The organism is Crocinitomix algicola, assembly GCF_001661595.2.
GTDB classification, from domain to species: domain Bacteria; phylum Bacteroidota; class Bacteroidia; order Flavobacteriales_D; family Crocinitomicaceae; genus Crocinitomix; species Crocinitomix algicola.
On record NZ_LYPF02000021.1, the window covers coordinates 23452 to 40932 of the forward strand.

The 17481-nt window shown below is 33.8% G+C and carries 21 protein-coding genes; 6 read left to right on the forward strand and 15 right to left on the reverse strand.

Features of this window, described 5'->3' with window-relative positions:
• Positions 1-84 precede the first annotated feature (84 nt).
• Genes A8143_RS13500 through A8143_RS13510 form a run of 3 tightly spaced genes read left to right on the forward strand, consistent with a single transcriptional unit; the run spans position 85 to position 2066 of the window.
• A complete protein-coding gene (locus A8143_RS13500) occupies positions 85-1302 on the forward strand; it encodes an aminotransferase class V-fold PLP-dependent enzyme (protein WP_070138361.1) in 1218 nt (405 codons plus the stop codon).
• 3 nt (positions 1303-1305) lie between these two features.
• Positions 1306-1722 (forward strand): SufE family protein, encoded by a 417-nt coding sequence (locus tag A8143_RS13505; RefSeq protein ID WP_070138362.1) that lies wholly within the window; start codon positions 1306-1308, stop codon positions 1720-1722.
• Entirely contained in the window at positions 1722-2066 is a 345-nt protein-coding gene (locus A8143_RS13510; RefSeq protein ID WP_175437545.1) for an SUF system Fe-S cluster assembly protein, read from the forward strand. The genes A8143_RS13505 and A8143_RS13510 overlap by 1 nt, the downstream gene beginning before the upstream one ends.
• Positions 2067-2068: 2 nt before the next feature.
• Here the strand turns inward: A8143_RS13510 and corA are convergent, their stop codons facing one another.
• The 11 genes from corA to A8143_RS13565 form a co-directional block, all read right to left on the reverse strand.
• Positions 2069-3049 (reverse strand): magnesium/cobalt transporter CorA, encoded by a 981-nt coding sequence (corA, locus tag A8143_RS13515; RefSeq protein ID WP_070138363.1) that lies wholly within the window; start codon positions 3047-3049, stop codon positions 2069-2071.
• A gap of 17 nt (positions 3050-3066) precedes the next feature.
• Positions 3067-4035: a deoxyhypusine synthase family protein gene (locus tag A8143_RS13520; RefSeq protein WP_070138364.1), complete on the reverse strand. Its 969-nt coding sequence runs from the start codon at positions 4033-4035 to the stop codon at positions 3067-3069.
• Between the two features lie 12 nt (positions 4036-4047).
• Complete coding sequence (locus A8143_RS16705; protein WP_083261390.1) at positions 4048-4836, reverse strand: RMD1 family protein; 789 nt, start codon at positions 4834-4836, stop codon at positions 4048-4050.
• 11 nt (positions 4837-4847) lie between these two features.
• Positions 4848-5705 carry an agmatinase gene (gene speB, locus A8143_RS13530; protein WP_070138365.1) on the reverse strand — a complete coding sequence of 286 codons (858 nt, stop codon included), beginning with the start codon at positions 5703-5705 and terminating at the stop codon, positions 4848-4850.
• Positions 5695-7098: a type III PLP-dependent enzyme domain-containing protein gene (locus tag A8143_RS13535; RefSeq protein WP_070138366.1), complete on the reverse strand. Its 1404-nt coding sequence runs from the start codon at positions 7096-7098 to the stop codon at positions 5695-5697. Before A8143_RS13535 ends, speB begins: the two co-directional genes overlap by 11 nt.
• Positions 7099-7174: 76 nt before the next feature.
• A complete protein-coding gene (locus A8143_RS13540; RefSeq protein ID WP_070138367.1) occupies positions 7175-7624 on the reverse strand; it encodes an NUDIX hydrolase in 450 nt (149 codons plus the stop codon).
• On the reverse strand, positions 7617-7928 hold the full coding sequence (locus tag A8143_RS13545) for a hypothetical protein (RefSeq protein ID WP_070138368.1): 312 nt from the start codon (positions 7926-7928) through the stop codon (positions 7617-7619). The genes A8143_RS13540 and A8143_RS13545 overlap by 8 nt, the downstream gene beginning before the upstream one ends.
• A gap of 19 nt (positions 7929-7947) precedes the next feature.
• The gene (locus A8143_RS13550; RefSeq protein WP_070138369.1) at positions 7948-8226 is read right to left on the reverse strand and encodes a hypothetical protein; all 279 of its coding nucleotides are present in this window, start codon (positions 8224-8226) and stop codon (positions 7948-7950) included.
• Positions 8227-8344: 118 nt separating this feature from the next.
• Positions 8345-9331, reverse strand: coding sequence for a sensor histidine kinase (locus A8143_RS13555; protein WP_139134361.1), 987 nt, complete (start codon positions 9329-9331; stop codon positions 8345-8347).
• A complete protein-coding gene (locus A8143_RS13560) occupies positions 9318-10004 on the reverse strand; it encodes a response regulator transcription factor (RefSeq protein WP_070138371.1) in 687 nt (228 codons plus the stop codon). The genes A8143_RS13555 and A8143_RS13560 overlap by 14 nt, the downstream gene beginning before the upstream one ends.
• Positions 10005-10034: 30 nt before the next feature.
• Positions 10035-10775: an RDD family protein gene (locus tag A8143_RS13565; RefSeq protein WP_070138372.1), complete on the reverse strand. Its 741-nt coding sequence runs from the start codon at positions 10773-10775 to the stop codon at positions 10035-10037.
• A gap of 123 nt (positions 10776-10898) precedes the next feature.
• Here A8143_RS13565 and A8143_RS13570 point away from each other — a divergent pair, with 123 nt between their 5' ends.
• Positions 10899-11258, forward strand: coding sequence for a hypothetical protein (locus A8143_RS13570; RefSeq protein ID WP_070138373.1), 360 nt, complete (start codon positions 10899-10901; stop codon positions 11256-11258).
• Between the two features lie 42 nt (positions 11259-11300).
• Here A8143_RS13570 and A8143_RS13575 read toward each other — a convergent pair whose 3' ends face one another.
• Positions 11301-11876 (reverse strand): hypothetical protein, encoded by a 576-nt coding sequence (locus tag A8143_RS13575; protein ID WP_070138374.1) that lies wholly within the window; start codon positions 11874-11876, stop codon positions 11301-11303.
• Between the two features lie 190 nt (positions 11877-12066).
• Here A8143_RS13575 and A8143_RS13580 point away from each other — a divergent pair, with 190 nt between their 5' ends.
• Positions 12067-12477 carry a 6-pyruvoyl trahydropterin synthase family protein gene (locus tag A8143_RS13580; RefSeq protein WP_070138375.1) on the forward strand — a complete coding sequence of 137 codons (411 nt, stop codon included), beginning with the start codon at positions 12067-12069 and terminating at the stop codon, positions 12475-12477.
• A 2-nt stretch (positions 12478-12479) separates the two neighbouring features.
• Here A8143_RS13580 and A8143_RS13585 read toward each other — a convergent pair whose 3' ends face one another.
• Entirely contained in the window at positions 12480-13373 is an 894-nt protein-coding gene (locus tag A8143_RS13585) for a hypothetical protein (protein WP_070138376.1), read from the reverse strand.
• A 130-nt stretch (positions 13374-13503) separates the two neighbouring features.
• On the opposite strand from A8143_RS13585, the gene A8143_RS13590 reads away from it, so the two are divergent.
• Positions 13504-14457 carry a sulfatase-like hydrolase/transferase gene (locus tag A8143_RS13590; protein WP_083261392.1) on the forward strand — a complete coding sequence of 318 codons (954 nt, stop codon included), beginning with the start codon at positions 13504-13506 and terminating at the stop codon, positions 14455-14457.
• On the opposite strand, the gene alr is transcribed toward A8143_RS13590, so the two are convergent.
• Positions 14458-16821: an alanine racemase gene (gene alr, locus A8143_RS13595; RefSeq protein ID WP_070138377.1), complete on the reverse strand. Its 2364-nt coding sequence runs from the start codon at positions 16819-16821 to the stop codon at positions 14458-14460.
• Complete coding sequence (locus tag A8143_RS13600; protein ID WP_217494812.1) at positions 16818-17426, reverse strand: thymidine kinase; 609 nt, start codon at positions 17424-17426, stop codon at positions 16818-16820. Before A8143_RS13600 ends, alr begins: the two co-directional genes overlap by 4 nt.
• Positions 17427-17481: the final 55 nt, after the last annotated feature.

Sequence of the window (17481 nt, forward strand, 5' to 3'; positions counted from 1 at the left end):
TCCGTACTGTTTAGAACAAGTCTAAATAATAATTGTTTATACAAGTAATCTCACTAAATTTGCAGAAGAAGAGAAAAAGAAAGTATGACTTTAGATATTTCAGCAATTCGCAAGGAATTTCCTATACTCAAAACCAGCATAGGAAAGTATCCGCTTATATATTTTGACAATGGTGCCACTGCTCAAAAGCCCCAGGCTGTAATAGACTGTATAAATCAATATTACCAAGCTGAAAATGCAAACATACACAGAGGAGTTCACCATTTAAGTCAATTAGCCACTGAAAAATATGAAGCTGCAAGAGGAGTAATTAAATCATATATTAACGCCGCTCATGATTACGAAGTAATATTTACAAAAGGAACAACAGACGGCATTAACCTTGTTGCACAGAGTTTTGGTAAACTTTTGCAACCTGGAGATGAAATTTTAATCAGTCAAATGGAACATCATTCAAACATAGTTCCATGGCAAATGATTGCAGAAGAAAGAGGTTTACAACTCCGTTATATTCCAATAAATGAGCGTGGAGAATTAGACCTAACGACAATTGACGAATTGATAAACAACAATACAAAAATTGTTGCTATCACACACATATCAAATGCGTTAGGCACAATAAACCCGATCGAAGAAATAATTGAAAAGAGTCATAAAGTTGGTGCGAAAGTTCTCATTGATGCTGCCCAATCGTTGCAACACACAACGGTTGATGTTCAAAAAATAGATTGTGATTTTTTAGTTTTCTCTGGCCATAAAATATTTGGACCGACAGGAGTGGGAATATTATATGGTAAAGAGGATGTTTTAAATCAAATGCCACCTTATCAAGGAGGAGGAGACATGATAAAAACAGTCACGCTAGAAAAAACAACCTACAATAATTTGCCACATAAATTTGAAGCTGGTACTCCAAATATTGTGGGCGGAATTGGATTAGGCAAAGCTATTGAATGGTTAAGTCAATTCGATCTTGAAGCAATTGCCCAATACGAACAAGAGCTATTGGACTACGCAACGGAAAAACTCCTAAAAATTGAAGGTCTTAAAATTTTTGGCACCAGTGCTAAGAAGTGTGCGACGATTTCATTTTTAATTGACAATACGCACCCTTATGACGTTGGTACGCTGCTCAACCAACAAGGGATTGCCGTAAGAACTGGTCATCACTGTACCCAACCAATAATGGACTTTTATAAAATTCCTGGAACAATAAGAGCATCTTTTAGCTTTTACAATACAAAAGAAGAGATTGATTTATTTATTGGCGCCTTAAATAAGGCCGTAATGATGTTAAAGTAAACTATGACGATAACAGAAAAAGAACAAGGCTTAATCGACAGTTTTTCAATTTATGATGACTGGATGGATAAGTATGAATATATCATTGAATTAGGAAAAGACTTACCCTTAATTTCCGAAGATCAAAAAACAGATGAGAATATCATTAAGGGATGTCAATCTACTGTTTGGTTAGCTGCAGAGAAAAGAGAGGATAAAATCATATTCACTGCAGACGCTGATGCGATAATAGCGAAGGGAATAATTGCTATATTGATAGAAGTAATGTCTAATGAATCGCCTGATACGATAATAAATGCGAAGTTAGACTTTTTAAAAGAAATTGGATTGCAAGAACATTTATCACCTACAAGAAGTAATGGATTAGTTGCTATGGTAAAGCAAATGAAAATGTATGCACTCGCTTTAAAAATGAAATAATGATAGTGTCGAAAGATGGAAATATGGACAAAGCTGCCATAAAGGAAATGGAAAACAATATAATTGCGGGATTAAAAGAGATTTACGACCCTGAAATTCCTGTTGATATTTTTGAGTTAGGATTAATTTATGAAGTAAAAATAAAGGCGGATGGATTTGTGGAGATTGACATGACGCTTACCTCTCCTAATTGCCCAGTTGCCGAAAGTTTACCCGTTGATGTAAAAAACAAAGTTGAGAGCGTTACAGGCGTTAAAGAAGCAAAAGTTAACATCGTTTTCGACCCACCTTGGGACAAAGACATGATGAGTGAAGAGGCTCAATTAGAACTTGGTTTTTTATAAAGTTAAAACCATTTTTTCCATTTAAAATACAAAATGAGAAAAATGGCCATTAAAATCATCACGCCCCAAACATAAAAGTAGCCATATTGTGTATGAAGTTCAGGCATATTGTCAAAATTCATCCCATAAACACCAACAACAAAGGTTAAAGGAATGAATATTGCGGCGACAATAGTTAAGAACTGCATAATATCATTACTGCGTTGCGATAATCGTGCAAAATACAAATTGGTTAACGACTCCAAATCACTTTTCGTCGATTCAAACTCATCAATATTATAGAGAATACTGTCTCGGATATCATTAAAAAACGGAACCGTTTCAGGCTTTATAAATTGGTGATTACTATTCACCAGTTTTGTAATTTGATCTCTAAAAGGATGAAATGCGCTTTTCATATCTCTCAACATTTCTTTCAAGTCTTCAATTGCAAGAAACAACTCCTCCTTTGCATTCTTTCTTAATTGCTCATTAATCGAAAGCAAATCATTATCAATCTGTTCTAATAATGTTTCATAGCCTGACAATGTTGCCTCGATGAGCAAATAAAGTAAATAATCCGCCCCTTTTTTTCGAACTATACCTTGATTCGAACTAATTCGTTCTCGAATGTAATCAAATAAGTCTTCGTGTTTTTCTTGATAAGAAATTAGTGTGTTTCCGGTGAGAATAAAACTTAATTGTTCAGCAACTATTTGGTTTTTAGCATTCGCATAAATACTTTTAAGTGTGATATAGATATACGTTTCATACTCTTCAATTTTCGGTCGTTCTTCAAGCTTTAAGATGTCATCTCTTGTCAATTTATGAATGCCGAAATGATCAAATGATTGCTCAACCATTTCGGCATCTTGAAACCCATGAAAATTCAACCAACGCACATCATTTTTAAAAGAATCAAGTTTTAGATCTTCTAGATTAAAATTCTCTTTTAGCGATACCTTATCTTTATTGTATTGATAAAACTGAATAGTTGAACTCATAAATAATACTGATCAAATTATTGTCCGAGAAGATAAGCAAAAATAAGCGGAGCCACAATTGTTGCATCAGATTCAACGATGAATTTTGGTGTATCAATATCCAATTTTCCCCATGTTATTTTCTCGTTAGGCACGGCACCCGAGTAAGAACCATAACTTGTTGTAGAGTCAGAGATCTGACAGAAATAACTCCAGAAAGGTGTATCTGTTCGTTCTAAATCCTGATATAACATAGGAACTACACAAATTGGAAAATCACCTGCTATTCCTCCACCAATTTGAAAAAAACCAATTCCATTTTCCGAATTCGCGGTATACCAATCTGCCAAAAAAGTCATGTATTCAATTCCGGATTTCATAGTAGATGCTTTTAATTCACCTTTCATCACATAGGAAGCAAATATATTTCCCATTGTGCTGTCTTCCCATCCCGGTACAACGATAGGTAAATTTGCTTCAGCCGCTGCATACATCCAGCTATTTTTAAGATCAATTTCGTAATACTCTTCTAAAACCCCAGACAGCAACATTTTATACATGAATTCATGCGGAAAGTAGCGCTCACCTTTCTCGTCAGCATCTTTCCAAATTTTAAAAATATGTTTTTGTAAACGTCTAAAAGCCTCCTCTTCAGGGATACAGGTGTCAGTTACCCGATTTAGTCCTCTCTCTAGTAAATTCCATTCATCTTGTGGTGTTAAATCACGATAATGCGGCACTCGTTCGTAATGCGAATGTGCAACTAAATTCATGATATCCTCTTCGAGATTTGCACCTGTACAAGAAATAATTTGAACTTTATTTTGGCGAATCATTTCAGCAAATATTTTACCTATTTCGGCAGTACTCATTGCACCTGCCAAAGAAACAAGCATTTTACCCCCATTTTCTAATTGTTTTTCATATCCTTTCGCTGCATCAACTAATGCTGCTGCATTGAAGTGTAAAAAGTGATTCTCAATAAAAGTTCTAATTGTGTTATTCATTTTTTATTTTGATTAAAAGAGTTTTGTAATTATTAAATCTGCAACTTCAAGTAAGATAAGAATAATAATTATCCATTCGAGCATGCTGCTGTGTTTATGTTCAAGAATATTTCGGTACAAATCGAGGTTTTCTTTTACGATATCTAATGAATATTGCAATCCGTGGTGCCGATTTACAACATCCAATTGATTTCTTAATTCTGTATCTAAATTTGATAATAATTCGTTCGACCAAGCTAAATCAGATGTTTCAAAAATCAATAAATTCTCTGCTATTCGATTTTTAAGAACCATTGTTCTTCCAACAAACTTCCTCAACCTTCTTCGCGGCACACCAATATCCCCTGTATGCTTCAGGTTATCCGAAATTTCTCGCGTTTGTTCTAGCAGCAGATTAGTACGGTTTTGATAATTCTCTAAAGCAACACTTTGTGATAAATTAAGCATAACTAAGTGCAAAATATCGATAGAAAACTCAGGTACCACCACTGTGTTAAACGCCACTTCGCTGTTTCTATTTGGTTCAATCTGCAGTTCATAATCTTCTGAAAATAAATTTTCAAAATCTACTTTTTTTCCGGCAATTTTAGAAATCCATTTTTCAATTTCTTTGGATTGAAATCCGCAAAAAACAACACTTCCATACGACTTGATATAAAGGTATTTGCCTTCCGCTTTTTTGAAGAGTAAAAAAGAAGCTTCATCTTTAACAATCTCAAACGGCACTAGGTTCAATACCTTTGCTAAATCAATCCTAGTTCCAATGTGATAGGCATTGATTAAGAACAAATTAGTTTCCATAGAAGGATGTATTATTCTTTACCTTGAAATTTATAGGACAACATCTTATAGTACAATTTTGCTGCGAGAAAATCAGAGGATTTATCGATTTCGTTTGGACACAGTTCAACTATATCAAATCCTACAACATTTTTTTCCTTGAACGTTTTTCTCAAGAATTCGAGTGTTTCATACCATAACAAGCCTCCAGGTTCTGGTGTTCCTGTTGAGCTAAGTATTGAAGGATCAAAACAATCTAAATCTATTGTAATAAATACATTTTCCGTCATTAAATCAACCGCCGCATCCATCCAATAAGGCTCTTCTTGAATTTCGTGTGCAAAAAACGTTTGTTCTTTGTTCATCCATTTCAATTCAGTTTGATCCATACTTCGAATTCCAACCTGTATCAAATTTGTATTCTTACTGGCCTCATGCACGGCACAAGCATGATTACAAGATGAACCCTCATAAGACATTCTTAAATCTGCATGAGCATCTAATTGCAGCACGGTCAAATCCTCGAAACATTCGTTAAATGCGCGAATAGTACCTATTGAAACGGAATGCTCGCCGCCAAAAATTGTCACAAATTTATTTTTTGTTATGTACTTTTTTGTTTGGTTATACACCTCCTCAACCATCGCCTCTGGACTTGAATTTTGAATAACGGGATCTAAGAGATGAATCCCTTGCTTATAAACCTCTGTTCCAGTTTCAATATCGTACAATTCCATATTTTCTGAAGCATCCAAAAAAGCTTCAGGACCTTTATCTGCACCTTTTTGCCATGTACTTGTTCCATCGTAAGGTACTGGCAATAGAACTATTTTAGCTTGTTCTAATTTTCCATACTCAGCAGGAATACCTGCATATGTTTTATTTGTCATGATAACCTAATTTTTCTAAAAAATCATCTGCTGTTTGTTGTTCACTAAACAGTTTAGTTGTTACATTTTTATTCTCGTCTTCCTGAATTAAGATATGCTTTGGGTTAGGAATTAAACAATGTTGTAATCCTCCAAACCCACCTAAAGACTCTTGATAAGCTCCAGTATTAAAAAAGCCTATATACAATGGTTTATTCGCATTAAATTTTGGCAAATAAATGGCATTAATATGCTGTTCTGAATTATAATAATCATCACTATCACAGGTTAAACCACCCAATAAAACTCTCTCATATTCTTTATGCCATTGATTGATTGGCAACATTATAAAACGTTTATTTATTGCCCAAGCATCCGGTAAAGTTGTGATAAAAGAAGAATCAATCATATTCCACTTTTCACGATCATTTTGTTGCTTTTGATAAAGCACTTTGTATATCGCCCCTGCGCTTTCACCAACGGTATAAGATCCAAACTCGGTAAATATATTTGGCACAGGAACACCAGCTTCATCACAAACAGTTTTTATTTGATAGATTATTTCAGAAACCATGTATTCATAATCGTACTCAAATCCCAATGAAGTTTTAATTGGGAAACCTCCGCCTATATTTAACGAATCTAAGCTCGGACATACTTTTTTCAGAGCAACATAGACGTTTAAACACTTCCGTAACTCGTTCCAATAATAGGCATTATCGCGAATGCCAGTATTGATAAAGAAGTGCAGCATTTTCAATGTCACTTTATCTTGACCTTTAATTTCCTTATTATAGAAAGGAACAATATTTTTATAACCAATTCCCAGACGACTGGTATAAAACTCAAATTTAGGCTCCTCCTCTGAAGCAATACGAATACCTATTTTATAATTCCCTTTGATTGCTTGATTTAATAAGCTCACCTCTTCATAATTATCGATAATAGGTATACAGTTATCATGATTATCATTGATTAATTCAGCAATATTCTCGATGTATTTATCCCGTTTAAAGCCATTACACAACACATAAGTATCCGATTTAATCTTCCCTTCTTTTTTCAACGCTTGAACAATATTTAGGTCAAAAGCAGAAGAAGTTTCGATATGAATGTCGTTTTTTAGAGCTTCATCAAGCACATGTTTAAAGTGCGAGCTTTTGGTGCAATAACAATAATTATATGAACCTTTATAATCATTTTCAATCATCGCTTTTTTAAACCATGATTTTGCTAACTGAATATTATGGGAAATCTTAGGTAAATAACTAAATTTCAATGGCGTTCCATATTTTTCAATTAACTCCATAAGATCGATACCATGGAATTGTAATTCTTGTTTTTCAGTAACCTTAAATTCAGGTTGTGGGAAATCGAAAGTTTGTTCGATTAAATCAATGTATCTGTTTTTCATTTTTTCTTCTATTTGGAGCCATTCATCATCGTTTAACTACTCCAAATGATTTAGTTGTTGTTGATAAAATAAATTTTTAAATGCTTTTTAACCTATAGCGATCAACGGCATTCATAATATACCGTTGTACCAATTCATTGGAAAGTTCCTTTTCGGCACCTCTTAACTTTTTTAATCCAGTACGAATTGGTGCCCAACCGATGAGTTCAAACTTATGTTTTTCTTTTAATTCAAACATCATATTCTTATGCCTTACTAAAAAGCAATATAGAAGAGTTGGTTTGTTATTGATCATCGTTTTACCTGACACGAAAGTTTTAAGGTCATCTGGAGTCAACACTATTCCAGCCTCTTCATAAGCTTCTCGAATTATAGCTTGCACGGGAGTTTCACTAGAATTAACGGTGCCTCCTATCAAGGTTAGTTTAGATTTATTTGTCGGTCTTAATAATAATAGGTTTCCATTAAACTCAATTAAAACCTTCGCCTTTAATTTAACCTTTATTTCCTGATTTGATTTAATCATAATCCTCATCGTCGAGTTTTTCATCAGAACCTACGTCATCTAATCCATCGAAATCATCATAATTGTTATCATTATCATCATCTTCTTCATTAACAACAATTTGTTTATGATAATCTCCTGCATTCCATTCAATCATGTAAGTAATATCCTCGTGGTCAAAGACTAAACCATCAAATAAATAGCCCTTGAAAACATTTTTCATTACGGTTAAATTGTCTTCAACACCGTTGGGATACTTTTCCTTAATCGCTTTTTTAAGATTAGGATTAAGTTTTGAATAGGTTGTAATAATTCGCTTATTCATTGTACTCAATTTATGCTAATTAAAATTCTATGGTTAAAATTCTTTTGGTTGGAATTTTAACGCCTTTTGATAAAATCACCTCTTGTTCGTTTATTGATTCTACCGTTGTTTCTATTGTTTTAACTCCTTCAATGTCTTGAAACAAAATAGTGGTTTTGCAATTTTTTTCATTCAATAATAACCTTACTTGTTTCAACTGTTCTGCTCTTAAAGCTTGCTCATCTCTTGAAAACAAAACATCTTCTTTTGGAAAGTGCAACAAAAACACTTCGTCCCTATTAATTTTTACACTTTGCATATTTTGTCATTCACTTGTTCAATAACATGAAACAAATGTCTAGAAAGAAATCTGAACAAATTCGGGAGGAATTTTGGAGAACTTTGGGAGAAAATCTGTAGAAATTCTGAACGGCTTTTTAAAATTGAATACGAACGATATGTTCACCATTATTATGAGAATAGGATAATTGAATTCCTGACACCTCACAAATTCTGGAAATAATGGACAACCCGAGTCCAATAGAATCCTCGTATCCACCAGCGACCTGAAAACGCTCAAACAACTGGTCAGTTGGCACATCTATATTTGGACCAGAATTTATAATTTCTATTCCAGAAGTATTTTCAATTTTTCTTATGCGAATAAAACCATTTTCCACATTATGCATTACAGCATTTTTGATAATATTTTTGATTAAAATATAGGCCAAATTCTCATTCATATGAAAAGAGATATCTTTCTGCAAATCTTTTCTAATATGCAGTTCATCTATTCTAATTTGATCCTCAAATAAGTTTAATGTTTCATCCAAGATATCGTTAAAGGATATTAAGCTTTTATCTTGATAATGATTGTAATCGATTTTAGATAATAAAACCAAAGCTTGATTAACACGAGTCAGTCGATCTAACTTTAGCATAATTTGACTGATTAATTTAAAATCGGCCTTTTCAATATTTTCAGATTGAATGAGTAGTTCAAGCTTACCCCTAATAATTGAAATTGGAGTCATTAATTCGTGGCTCACATTTTCTATGTACCGTTTTTGTTCTTTGTAGTCAGACTGAATTTGACCAACCAGTTCCGATAATTCAACTTGGATATCCGTAATGTTTACAAAATCGTATTTCTGAATAATTTCTTCTTCTTCACTTTCATAATTCCCCTGTTTAATTTGGCGAATAAAACGTCCAAAAGACAACTTAATTCTAGCAGTATTCAATTTTTCATACACCAAAAGCACGAATAATTCCAAAAACAGGCAAGTTATTGCTAAATATCCTTTGTTAGGCAAACGAGTTCCACTGGTAAAATCAATCAAAAAAAGCAATCCCCAAAAAAGTACCTGCGATACTAATAACAAGACTATTATAAGAACTATATTATACCTATTCAATTTCACGTTCTGAGAATTTATAACCTATCCCATAAATTGTTTGGATATAATCATTTCCTCCCTTTTCAAGTATTTTTTTTCTTAAATTTTTAAGGTGGGAGTAGATAAAATCATACGAATCCGAGCGATCGATAAAATCGCCCCAGATATGCTCGGAAATAGATTGTTTAGTAAGCACTCTATTTTTATTAATCAACAAATACAACAACAATTCGTATTCTTTTTTTGTAAGTCTCAGCGTTTTATCGTTTACGGTTACCTCTTGTGCAGCGGTATCAATTATAATTTCGTTGAAAGCTACCCGATTGTCCCCTTCATACATATTTCTTCTTACAACTGATTTGATTCGCGCATTTAATTCAGAGAGGTGAAAAGGCTTTGTTAGATAATCGTCTGCTCCTATCTCTAGACCTGCAACTTTTGTTTCTAAGGAGCTATTTGCCGATAAGATTATTACTCCTGTTGATTTATTTTTCTCTTTTATTTTTGCCAATAAATCAATCCCATCCCCATCAGGAAGGTTTAAATCAAGAATTACGCAATCATAAGTATGCTCATTTATTTTAATTAAACCGTCCTTATAATTTTTTGCACGTTCAAGAACGTATCCGAATGCGTCAAAGTACTTTAAGACAGTGCGTAATATTTCCAAATCATCTTCAACAATTAAGATTTTCATAGAACTAAAGTAGAAAATTAAAAAACAAGACTAACGCGTTAATACAATATAATCCTGCAGTAGCGTTTTCAAGAAAGAAAGTTTTTTTTGCGGAACAGCATCTAATTTTAATTCACTTGCCGCTTTATCAGCTAGTTCACGAATGAGTTCTTTATGTGCATCATTTGGATATTTTTTAACACGAGTAATCGCATTTTTAATCAAAATCATGTCTTCATCCGTAAATTTTGATGCATTTAAATAAGTCGGTTCATGTTTCGATCGATCCTTAATATTTAGTATATCTCTTATCGAATACAACTGTTGGGGTTTATTCCTTACGACAGCGGTTTGTGCCAAAACATCACCCAAACGTTGACCTTTTTCAGTTGTTGTAATAAAAAGCGCTCCAATTGCGCCAACCGAGAACCAAAAATCAATAATTTTAAATGACCATCTTAAAGCATAGTCACCCAATGAAGCGTTTTCTCCATTAAGATTAACCACACGTATACCCATTGCCATTTTCCCTACAGTTTGTCCCTTACACAAATACTCCATTATAAGAGAATAAAACATCATTGGTAAGACAACTAGAATATTTATGAGGATTTCAAATAAATCCATTGTTCTAAACCCGAAACTCACAGAAGCCACCACAAGAATCATGATTAAATAATAAACGAAAACAATCAATAAATCAATAAATAGGGCTATCCCTCTATTTAGTACGGAGGCGGCTTCGTAATCTATTGAAATATTATGCGATGTAAGAACATCAACGGTTTTCATTGAGGTAAAATTTGAGCCATGAAAATACAAAATAATCTCTGTAAAAAACAGATTCGTAGAATTATTTCAATTGGATAAAAGAGGATTTGATAAGAATAATTATTTTTGGGCAAAAATTAAAGCATGGTACAAGAAGAATCAAACGTAAAAATAGATCAATTAATAAAATCTTTAGAGAAAGGATTTGACCAAGAAATGATTGTTAAGTCACTCATGGATTTACGTGAGGATGCCCTTAAAGATGAGGATCCACTTCTAGCAAAAGTACTACGATTAGCTTCAGAATATATAACAGAAGAAGGTTGTTTTGACCACACGGTTGAAAAGGAAGAAGATGAAGAAGGAGAAGAGTTTTTAATTGAGCCTGGAACAGACGCTGAAAACTTGACTTATTTCTTGCATTTATTGAAAAAAGCGGATAATAAATTCAACCGTGAAGAAATCAAAGAAATGCGTACTTTCTTGAAGCTAAAACTGTACTAATCACGTTTAAAAACAACGTGTTAATCGTTCTCAAATCAGTTGTTACGAATTTTTATTCATCAATGATTTGGCTGACCGAATTGTCATTACCATGTCTTCGATGATTGGTTTTAAACCACCTTCATCTTGACTTTTAAGCACATAATTATAATCGCCAATTTTCACCTCTCCATAACAGTGGTATGATTTTGTACCTCCTTGGTCTTTGTGTAAAGTTCGGCGATACATTATAAGGTTTGGCTCATCTACAAGATATTCAACTACAAAAATATCACTCAAGTCGTCTAATCGATCCTTTTCGTTTTTTACTTTGTCAAAGTCTTTACCAAAATCCTCAACAACTAAATTAAATCGAGGACCAATTGATAAATACCAAAGGTAATCCCCATCTTCATGATCCACAGTTGGGTCAATTGAATTTCCGGTTGAAGATTCTACCTGAGGCAGCAATACTTCGAGATCAAGCCCATAATCTTCAAAAGAAAAAGCTTTCATATCAGAAAAATCTAAAGACACGGTGTCAGTCTTAACATTTTCCTCAGTATGATCATCTGCAGCACCACCGCACGCGGAAAGCAAAATGGGAGTAATTAAAAGTGCAAATACTGTATTTTTCATTCTTTTTTTAATGATCTCCAAAAACAAAAAGCATTTGGAACATGTTTACACACAAAGTAAACAAAAAAATTATACTATTCTCATTCTCGTCTACTTAATTACAAAAGTCAGAATGGAAATAGAAAATTAATTTGAGAGATGGGTGGAATCAAATTAAGCTTATTAACTTTATCACGGAATAGACACAATTATGAAAATATCTGTTTGTAGAAAAGCTCATTTTAACGCGGCACATCGTTTATATAACCCGAATTGGGATATGAAAAAAAATGATGAAGTATTTGGTAAATGCAACAACCCAAATTATCACGGACATAATTATCAACTTGAAGTATGGGTGAAAGGAGATATTAATCCTGAAACAGGTATGGTTATTGACTTGAAAATTTTAAAAGATCATATAAAATTAGAAATTGAAGAACGTTTTGACCATAAAAATTTGAACCTAGACACAGAAGAATTTAAAAATCTCATTCCAACCGCAGAAAATATAGCCTTAGTAATTTGGAAGATTTTACGCGAAAAGATTGATGCTCACCTCAGTTTAAAAGTGGTATTATATGAAACGGACCGCAATGTTGTTGAATGCACGGGAGAATAAGTTTACTCGTAAAACTCATATTCAGTAAATTGCAATATCGTCATAAAATCGGTACCTTCATCTCGGTATAAAAAGGCCTTTAACAGCAGTGATTCAGGCATATATACTATTTGAATTTCTTGTTTATATTCTCCGTCTTTATAATAATGCTGTGCTAAAACGTTCGAGTGTTCATCATACTGATATTCCCATTTCGATTTATAATTTCCCATTACCCGTTTTTCTACAATTTTTGATTGAACGCGTCCCATCTCATCATATTCATACGTTGTACTCGTTAAACCTGAGCCCATTTTTAATCTGCCTTCCTCCTTTAGTAAATATCCATCTTCATTAAAATAATAAAACTCCTCTTTATACACCCTACCGCTATTGTTATAATAAATCTTTTTATAATCTTGACCTGACAATTCTTCATAGCTATATTTCTCTATTGAAACACTATACGATTTGCTCAATTTAAATTTCAATCGATCGCCAACCTTATTAATGTCCTTTCGGAACTCTTTAGAAATAATTCGCCCTCGATTATCATAGGTATAATGGTAGGATTGAAAGCCGCTATTATCTGATTTACGATGCGTTTTTAACAGACCGGCACTATCATATTCGTAGAGATTTATTAAAGTATCGCCATATTGCGTTCTGTAATCTTTAATTAATTGACCTAAAGCATTAAACTCGTAAAAATAAACATCATTTGATTTTTTAATATAGGCCATTTTAGCTTTAGAAGCGTAATTCCCTTTTATACTTTTCACTTTGTTACGTTTGATAAACGCTTCATTAAAAAATGGTATATCTCCAAAAGTCTTCCCCTCTGTATTATCAATAATTTGGCTATTAACAGCACCTATATATAGCAGGAATAATATTAATAATTGTAGTTTTTTCACAAGACAAAAAAAGCGCTAAATTCAATTAAAAACGTGGTCAACTCAATTTTTTAGTCCACAATTAATTGATGAAAACCAATAAAATTAGCGATATAGTACGTATTTTGGTGCAAAATTTAGACCCTGTGCTATGACAATGAAGAATTTACTTTTTGGCGCCTTATTCCTATTAGTTTCAGTTCCTAGTTTGGCTGAATCAAAGTATAAAACTGAGAATGTAATTATACTTATAATGGATGGTCCTCGATGGACAGAAACATGGGGAGATCCTAGTCATCAATACATACCTAGGATGGCAAATGATATGGCTCAGCATGGTGTCATTTATACACAATTCAGAAATAATGGTCCTACCTACACCTGTTCTGGCCACACCTCTTTAACCACAGGCATATACCAACGCGTGGAAAATTCGGGAAAAGAGCTCCCAAGACACCCTTCAATTTTTCAGTACTTTTTAAAACAGAGTGGGAAAGCAAAAAAATCAGCTTATGTGATTTCGAGTAAAGACAAGTTAGCCGTTTTAACTAACTGTAAAAAAAGACATTGGAAAGGTAAACACAGACCGTCAAGCGATTGCGGAAATGATGGTTTAATGAGTGGATACCGATCAGATAAAGAAACACTAGAAAACAGTTTAGAAATCTTAAAAAATGATAAACCCAACTTAGCATTAATCAATTTTAGGTTGCCAGATTCTTGGGGACATGCTGGGAATTGGGAAAAGTATTTACAAGGAATTAAAACTAACGATGAGTATATTTACCAAATATTCGAGTTTTTAAGAACGGATGCTCATTACCAGGGTAAAACTACTGTATTTGTGACCAATGATCATGGTAGACATTTGGATGGTCGAAAGGATGGATTTATTTCGCACGGTTGTAATTGCGAAGGTTGTCGGAGAATAAACTGCTTTGCTTATGGCCCCGATTTCAAGGAAGGTATTATCACAGACGTATCGCGCGAATTAATTGATATTACAGCGACAACCTGTGAACTAATGGGAATAACAATGGAGAAAACGAAAGGAAAAGTAATGCGCGAATTGTTTATCGATTGCAAAGCAGACGAAGGCAAATAATTATTCTTCGAAATAAACCCGTTGTACTCGTGAAGAAATAGTACTTATTATTTCGTAAGGAATTGTATCAAGAATTCGAGCCATTTTAAATATTGAATTCTCATTCCCAAAAATTTGAACAGCATCCCCAACCTCAAGCTTATCAGATTTAAGGTCAATCATACACATATCCATGCAAATTTTTCCAATTATTGGATAAAACTGACCATTAATTACAACGGACCATTGATGATTGGATAATTGACGACGCAATCCATCCCCATATCCAATAGGAACGACTGCAATTCTCATTTCGTCACTAGCTATAAATGATCGACCATACCCTATGGACTCACCAGGATGCACGCTTCGAATCTGCGAAATTTCACTCGTTAATTCTAGTGCGTTTTGAAATGGAAATTTGTTTTTTTCTGCTAATAATCCAAACATGCCAATCCCTAATCGCACCATATCAAAGTGCGCCTCCGGGAAATTTAATGCCCCTGCCGAATTCGCAATATGCCGTATTATTGGATAATCAATCTTAGTTTCGATCGTATTCGCCAGCTCACGAAATTTTGAGATTTGCTTTAGCGAATAAGCTCTCTCATTGAAATCGTCAGCCACCGCAAGATGCGAAAAACACGACTTCACAAAAACTTCCGGTTGAGCATTTAATAATGCAGTCAGTTCATTTAAGTCCTCCGACCTAAACCCTAAACGATTCATACCAGTATCCAATTTGATATGAACAGGAAAACGTTGTTTTTCTTTTAGAATTAACTGATGAATAAAACTATTGAGTAAAGCATTAGAATAAATACTTGGTTCCAAATCAAAATCAATCATATCTCCGAAAGCGGCTTTTTCCGGATTCATAACAATTATAGGCAAATCGATGCCCGCCTTTCGTAAAGAAACTCCTTCATCTGCATAAGCCACCCCTAAATAGTTCACACCCTCATGAACTAAAAATCGCGCCATTTCAACGATACCTCCACCATAAGACTGGGCTTTTACCATCCCCAAAAGCATCACATCCTCCCCCACCACATTACGGTATATATTAAGGTTTTTTCGAATCGCGCTTAAATTGATTCGCAACTGCGTAATATGCTTTTTATCGGTATAAAAATTCACCACCCTTTCCAGCTTCCATGCTCTATTTCCGGTGAACAATGCAACCGCATTTTCCATCTTAAAAGGACTCTCATAAAAAGCTGAAATTGTGGGATATATTAATGAAACAAAATCAAATTGATTACCCACTTCAGCACTACCGAAATAAACAACACTGTCAACCTTTAAATTCAACCTATTTTCATCTACCAGATTCAGTAATGAATGTTCAACCTCAACATTTACAACCTCAGCAATAACCAACCAAGCTGTTCTATTTTTTGATTCTTCATTTAGGACCTGAAGACCAATTTCTAACGATTTAGCATCCAATGAATAAGCATCATTGATGAGCAAATTGCCATTAGTTCCATTCAATTTCTCCAAACGCATGGAAATTGGTGGTAAGTGCAATAATTGATGACTCAAAAAAGTCTTATCGACTCCTAAATTCAAGGCCAAGGCAAAAACTAATTTCGCATTAATTTGAGAAGCATGGTCTTTAAAAGCAATATTAACTGGATAATCTGAAAAATCGATCTCAGCAATTTTATTTTCAAGATGAATTTTAAAACTATTATCAATATATTCGATTAAAATCTCGACATCCTCAAACAACTTATACTTCTCTTTCTTTTTAATTTCTAGAGGATTATTTTCTCCAAACCCATCGTTATGAGCGTCACCTAATCCTGTAAAAACACCTATAGTTGGTCGAATTATACGCGCAAGATTCTCCATTTCACCAACTGTTGAAATACCAGCCTCAAAAATGGCCAAATTGTGTGATTCATTGATTTCAAGCACAGAAAGCGGAACCCCAATCTGACTATTATAGCTTTTAGGACTACGGACGATATTATACTTCGACTTTAAAACGTGGTATAACCATTCTTTTACAGTTGTTTTACCGTTACTTCCTGTAATTCCAACAACTGGAATTTTGAATTTATTCCGGTGATAAACCGCCAAATCTTGCAAGGCCTTTACCGGATCTTTTACAATTATTTGCGCCAGACTACTTCCTTTAATTGGCGCATCTGAAAGAACGAGGTTTCCCCCTTTTCTTTTAAAATCATCAATAAAATTTTTACCATGAGATTTATTCCCACTTAAAAGGATAAATAAAGTTAAATCCGAACAAATTGGAGAGCGGCTGTCAACCGTTAAATTTTGTATTATATACTGATCTGTAACTTGATTTGATTCAACAAAGCTTCCATCAATTATTGAGCAAATCTCTTTTACGGATAGATTTAATTTCACTTTTCTTTTAATTCGTTATAGCAGCTTCTGCACAGTGGGACATATTTATCCTTTTCACCTAGCACAACAAGTTGATCATCTTGTGAAATGCGATGTGAGAATCGAGCTTTTCCGGAACAAAAGGTACAAACAGAATTTAATTTTTTCACTTCATCCGCCATTGCCATTAGTAGGGGCATTTCACCAAATGGATTTGCTTTGTAATCCATATCCAAACCAGCAATTACAATCGATTTTCCTTGATCGGCAATAATGCTGCAGACGTTGACAATAGTTGCATCAAAAAATTGAGCTTCATCTATAGCCACAACATCTGCATTATGAAAAAGGTCAAGCATCTCAGCAGGTCGAACAATATTAATCGCTGGCGTTTCATCTTTATCATGTGAAACTATATGATCATCACCATAACGATCATCCAATTGCGGTTTAAAAACGACTACTTTTTTTCCTTCCTTTTGATAATGGCTAATTGCAGCAATTAAATGCTTGGTTTTACCCGAAAACATTGGACCACAAATCACTTTTATTCGACTATTACTCACCCTTGGACTAAAAGCGTAGCGACCAGAGATGTTAACATCATGTTTTTGAGAAATTTTCAATTTAATAACCTTTTGCTATCAAATATAACTTTAATTTTATCCGACACGAAAGAAT

Coding starts and splice junctions, on each gene's coding strand:
- A8143_RS13510 (WP_175437545.1), top strand. CDS start 1,722: ATGATAGTGTCGAAAGATGGAAATATGGACAAAGCTGCCATAAAGGAA.
- A8143_RS13590 (WP_083261392.1), top strand. CDS start 13,504: ATGACAATGAAGAATTTACTTTTTGGCGCCTTATTCCTATTAGTTTCA.
- A8143_RS13570 (WP_070138373.1), top strand. CDS start 10,899: ATGGTACAAGAAGAATCAAACGTAAAAATAGATCAATTAATAAAATCT.
- A8143_RS13565 (WP_070138372.1), bottom strand. CDS start 10,775: ATGAAAACCGTTGATGTTCTTACATCGCATAATATTTCAATAGATTAC.
- corA (WP_070138363.1), bottom strand. CDS start 3,049: ATGAGTTCAACTATTCAGTTTTATCAATACAATAAAGATAAGGTATCG.
- A8143_RS13560 (WP_070138371.1), bottom strand. CDS start 10,004: ATGAAAATCTTAATTGTTGAAGATGATTTGGAAATATTACGCACTGTC.
- A8143_RS13580 (WP_070138375.1), top strand. CDS start 12,067: ATGAAAATATCTGTTTGTAGAAAAGCTCATTTTAACGCGGCACATCGT.
- A8143_RS13550 (WP_070138369.1), bottom strand. CDS start 8,226: ATGCAAAGTGTAAAAATTAATAGGGACGAAGTGTTTTTGTTGCACTTT.
- A8143_RS13545 (WP_070138368.1), bottom strand. CDS start 7,928: ATGAATAAGCGAATTATTACAACCTATTCAAAACTTAATCCTAATCTT.
- A8143_RS13505 (WP_070138362.1), top strand. CDS start 1,306: ATGACGATAACAGAAAAAGAACAAGGCTTAATCGACAGTTTTTCAATT.
- speB (WP_070138365.1), bottom strand. CDS start 5,705: ATGACAAATAAAACATATGCAGGTATTCCTGCTGAGTATGGAAAATTA.
- A8143_RS13520 (WP_070138364.1), bottom strand. CDS start 4,035: ATGAATAACACAATTAGAACTTTTATTGAGAATCACTTTTTACACTTC.
- A8143_RS13500 (WP_070138361.1), top strand. CDS start 85: ATGACTTTAGATATTTCAGCAATTCGCAAGGAATTTCCTATACTCAAA.
- A8143_RS13535 (WP_070138366.1), bottom strand. CDS start 7,098: ATGAAAAACAGATACATTGATTTAATCGAACAAACTTTCGATTTCCCA.
- A8143_RS13575 (WP_070138374.1), bottom strand. CDS start 11,876: ATGAAAAATACAGTATTTGCACTTTTAATTACTCCCATTTTGCTTTCC.
- A8143_RS13540 (WP_070138367.1), bottom strand. CDS start 7,624: ATGATTAAATCAAATCAGGAAATAAAGGTTAAATTAAAGGCGAAGGTT.
- A8143_RS16705 (WP_083261390.1), bottom strand. CDS start 4,836: ATGGAAACTAATTTGTTCTTAATCAATGCCTATCACATTGGAACTAGG.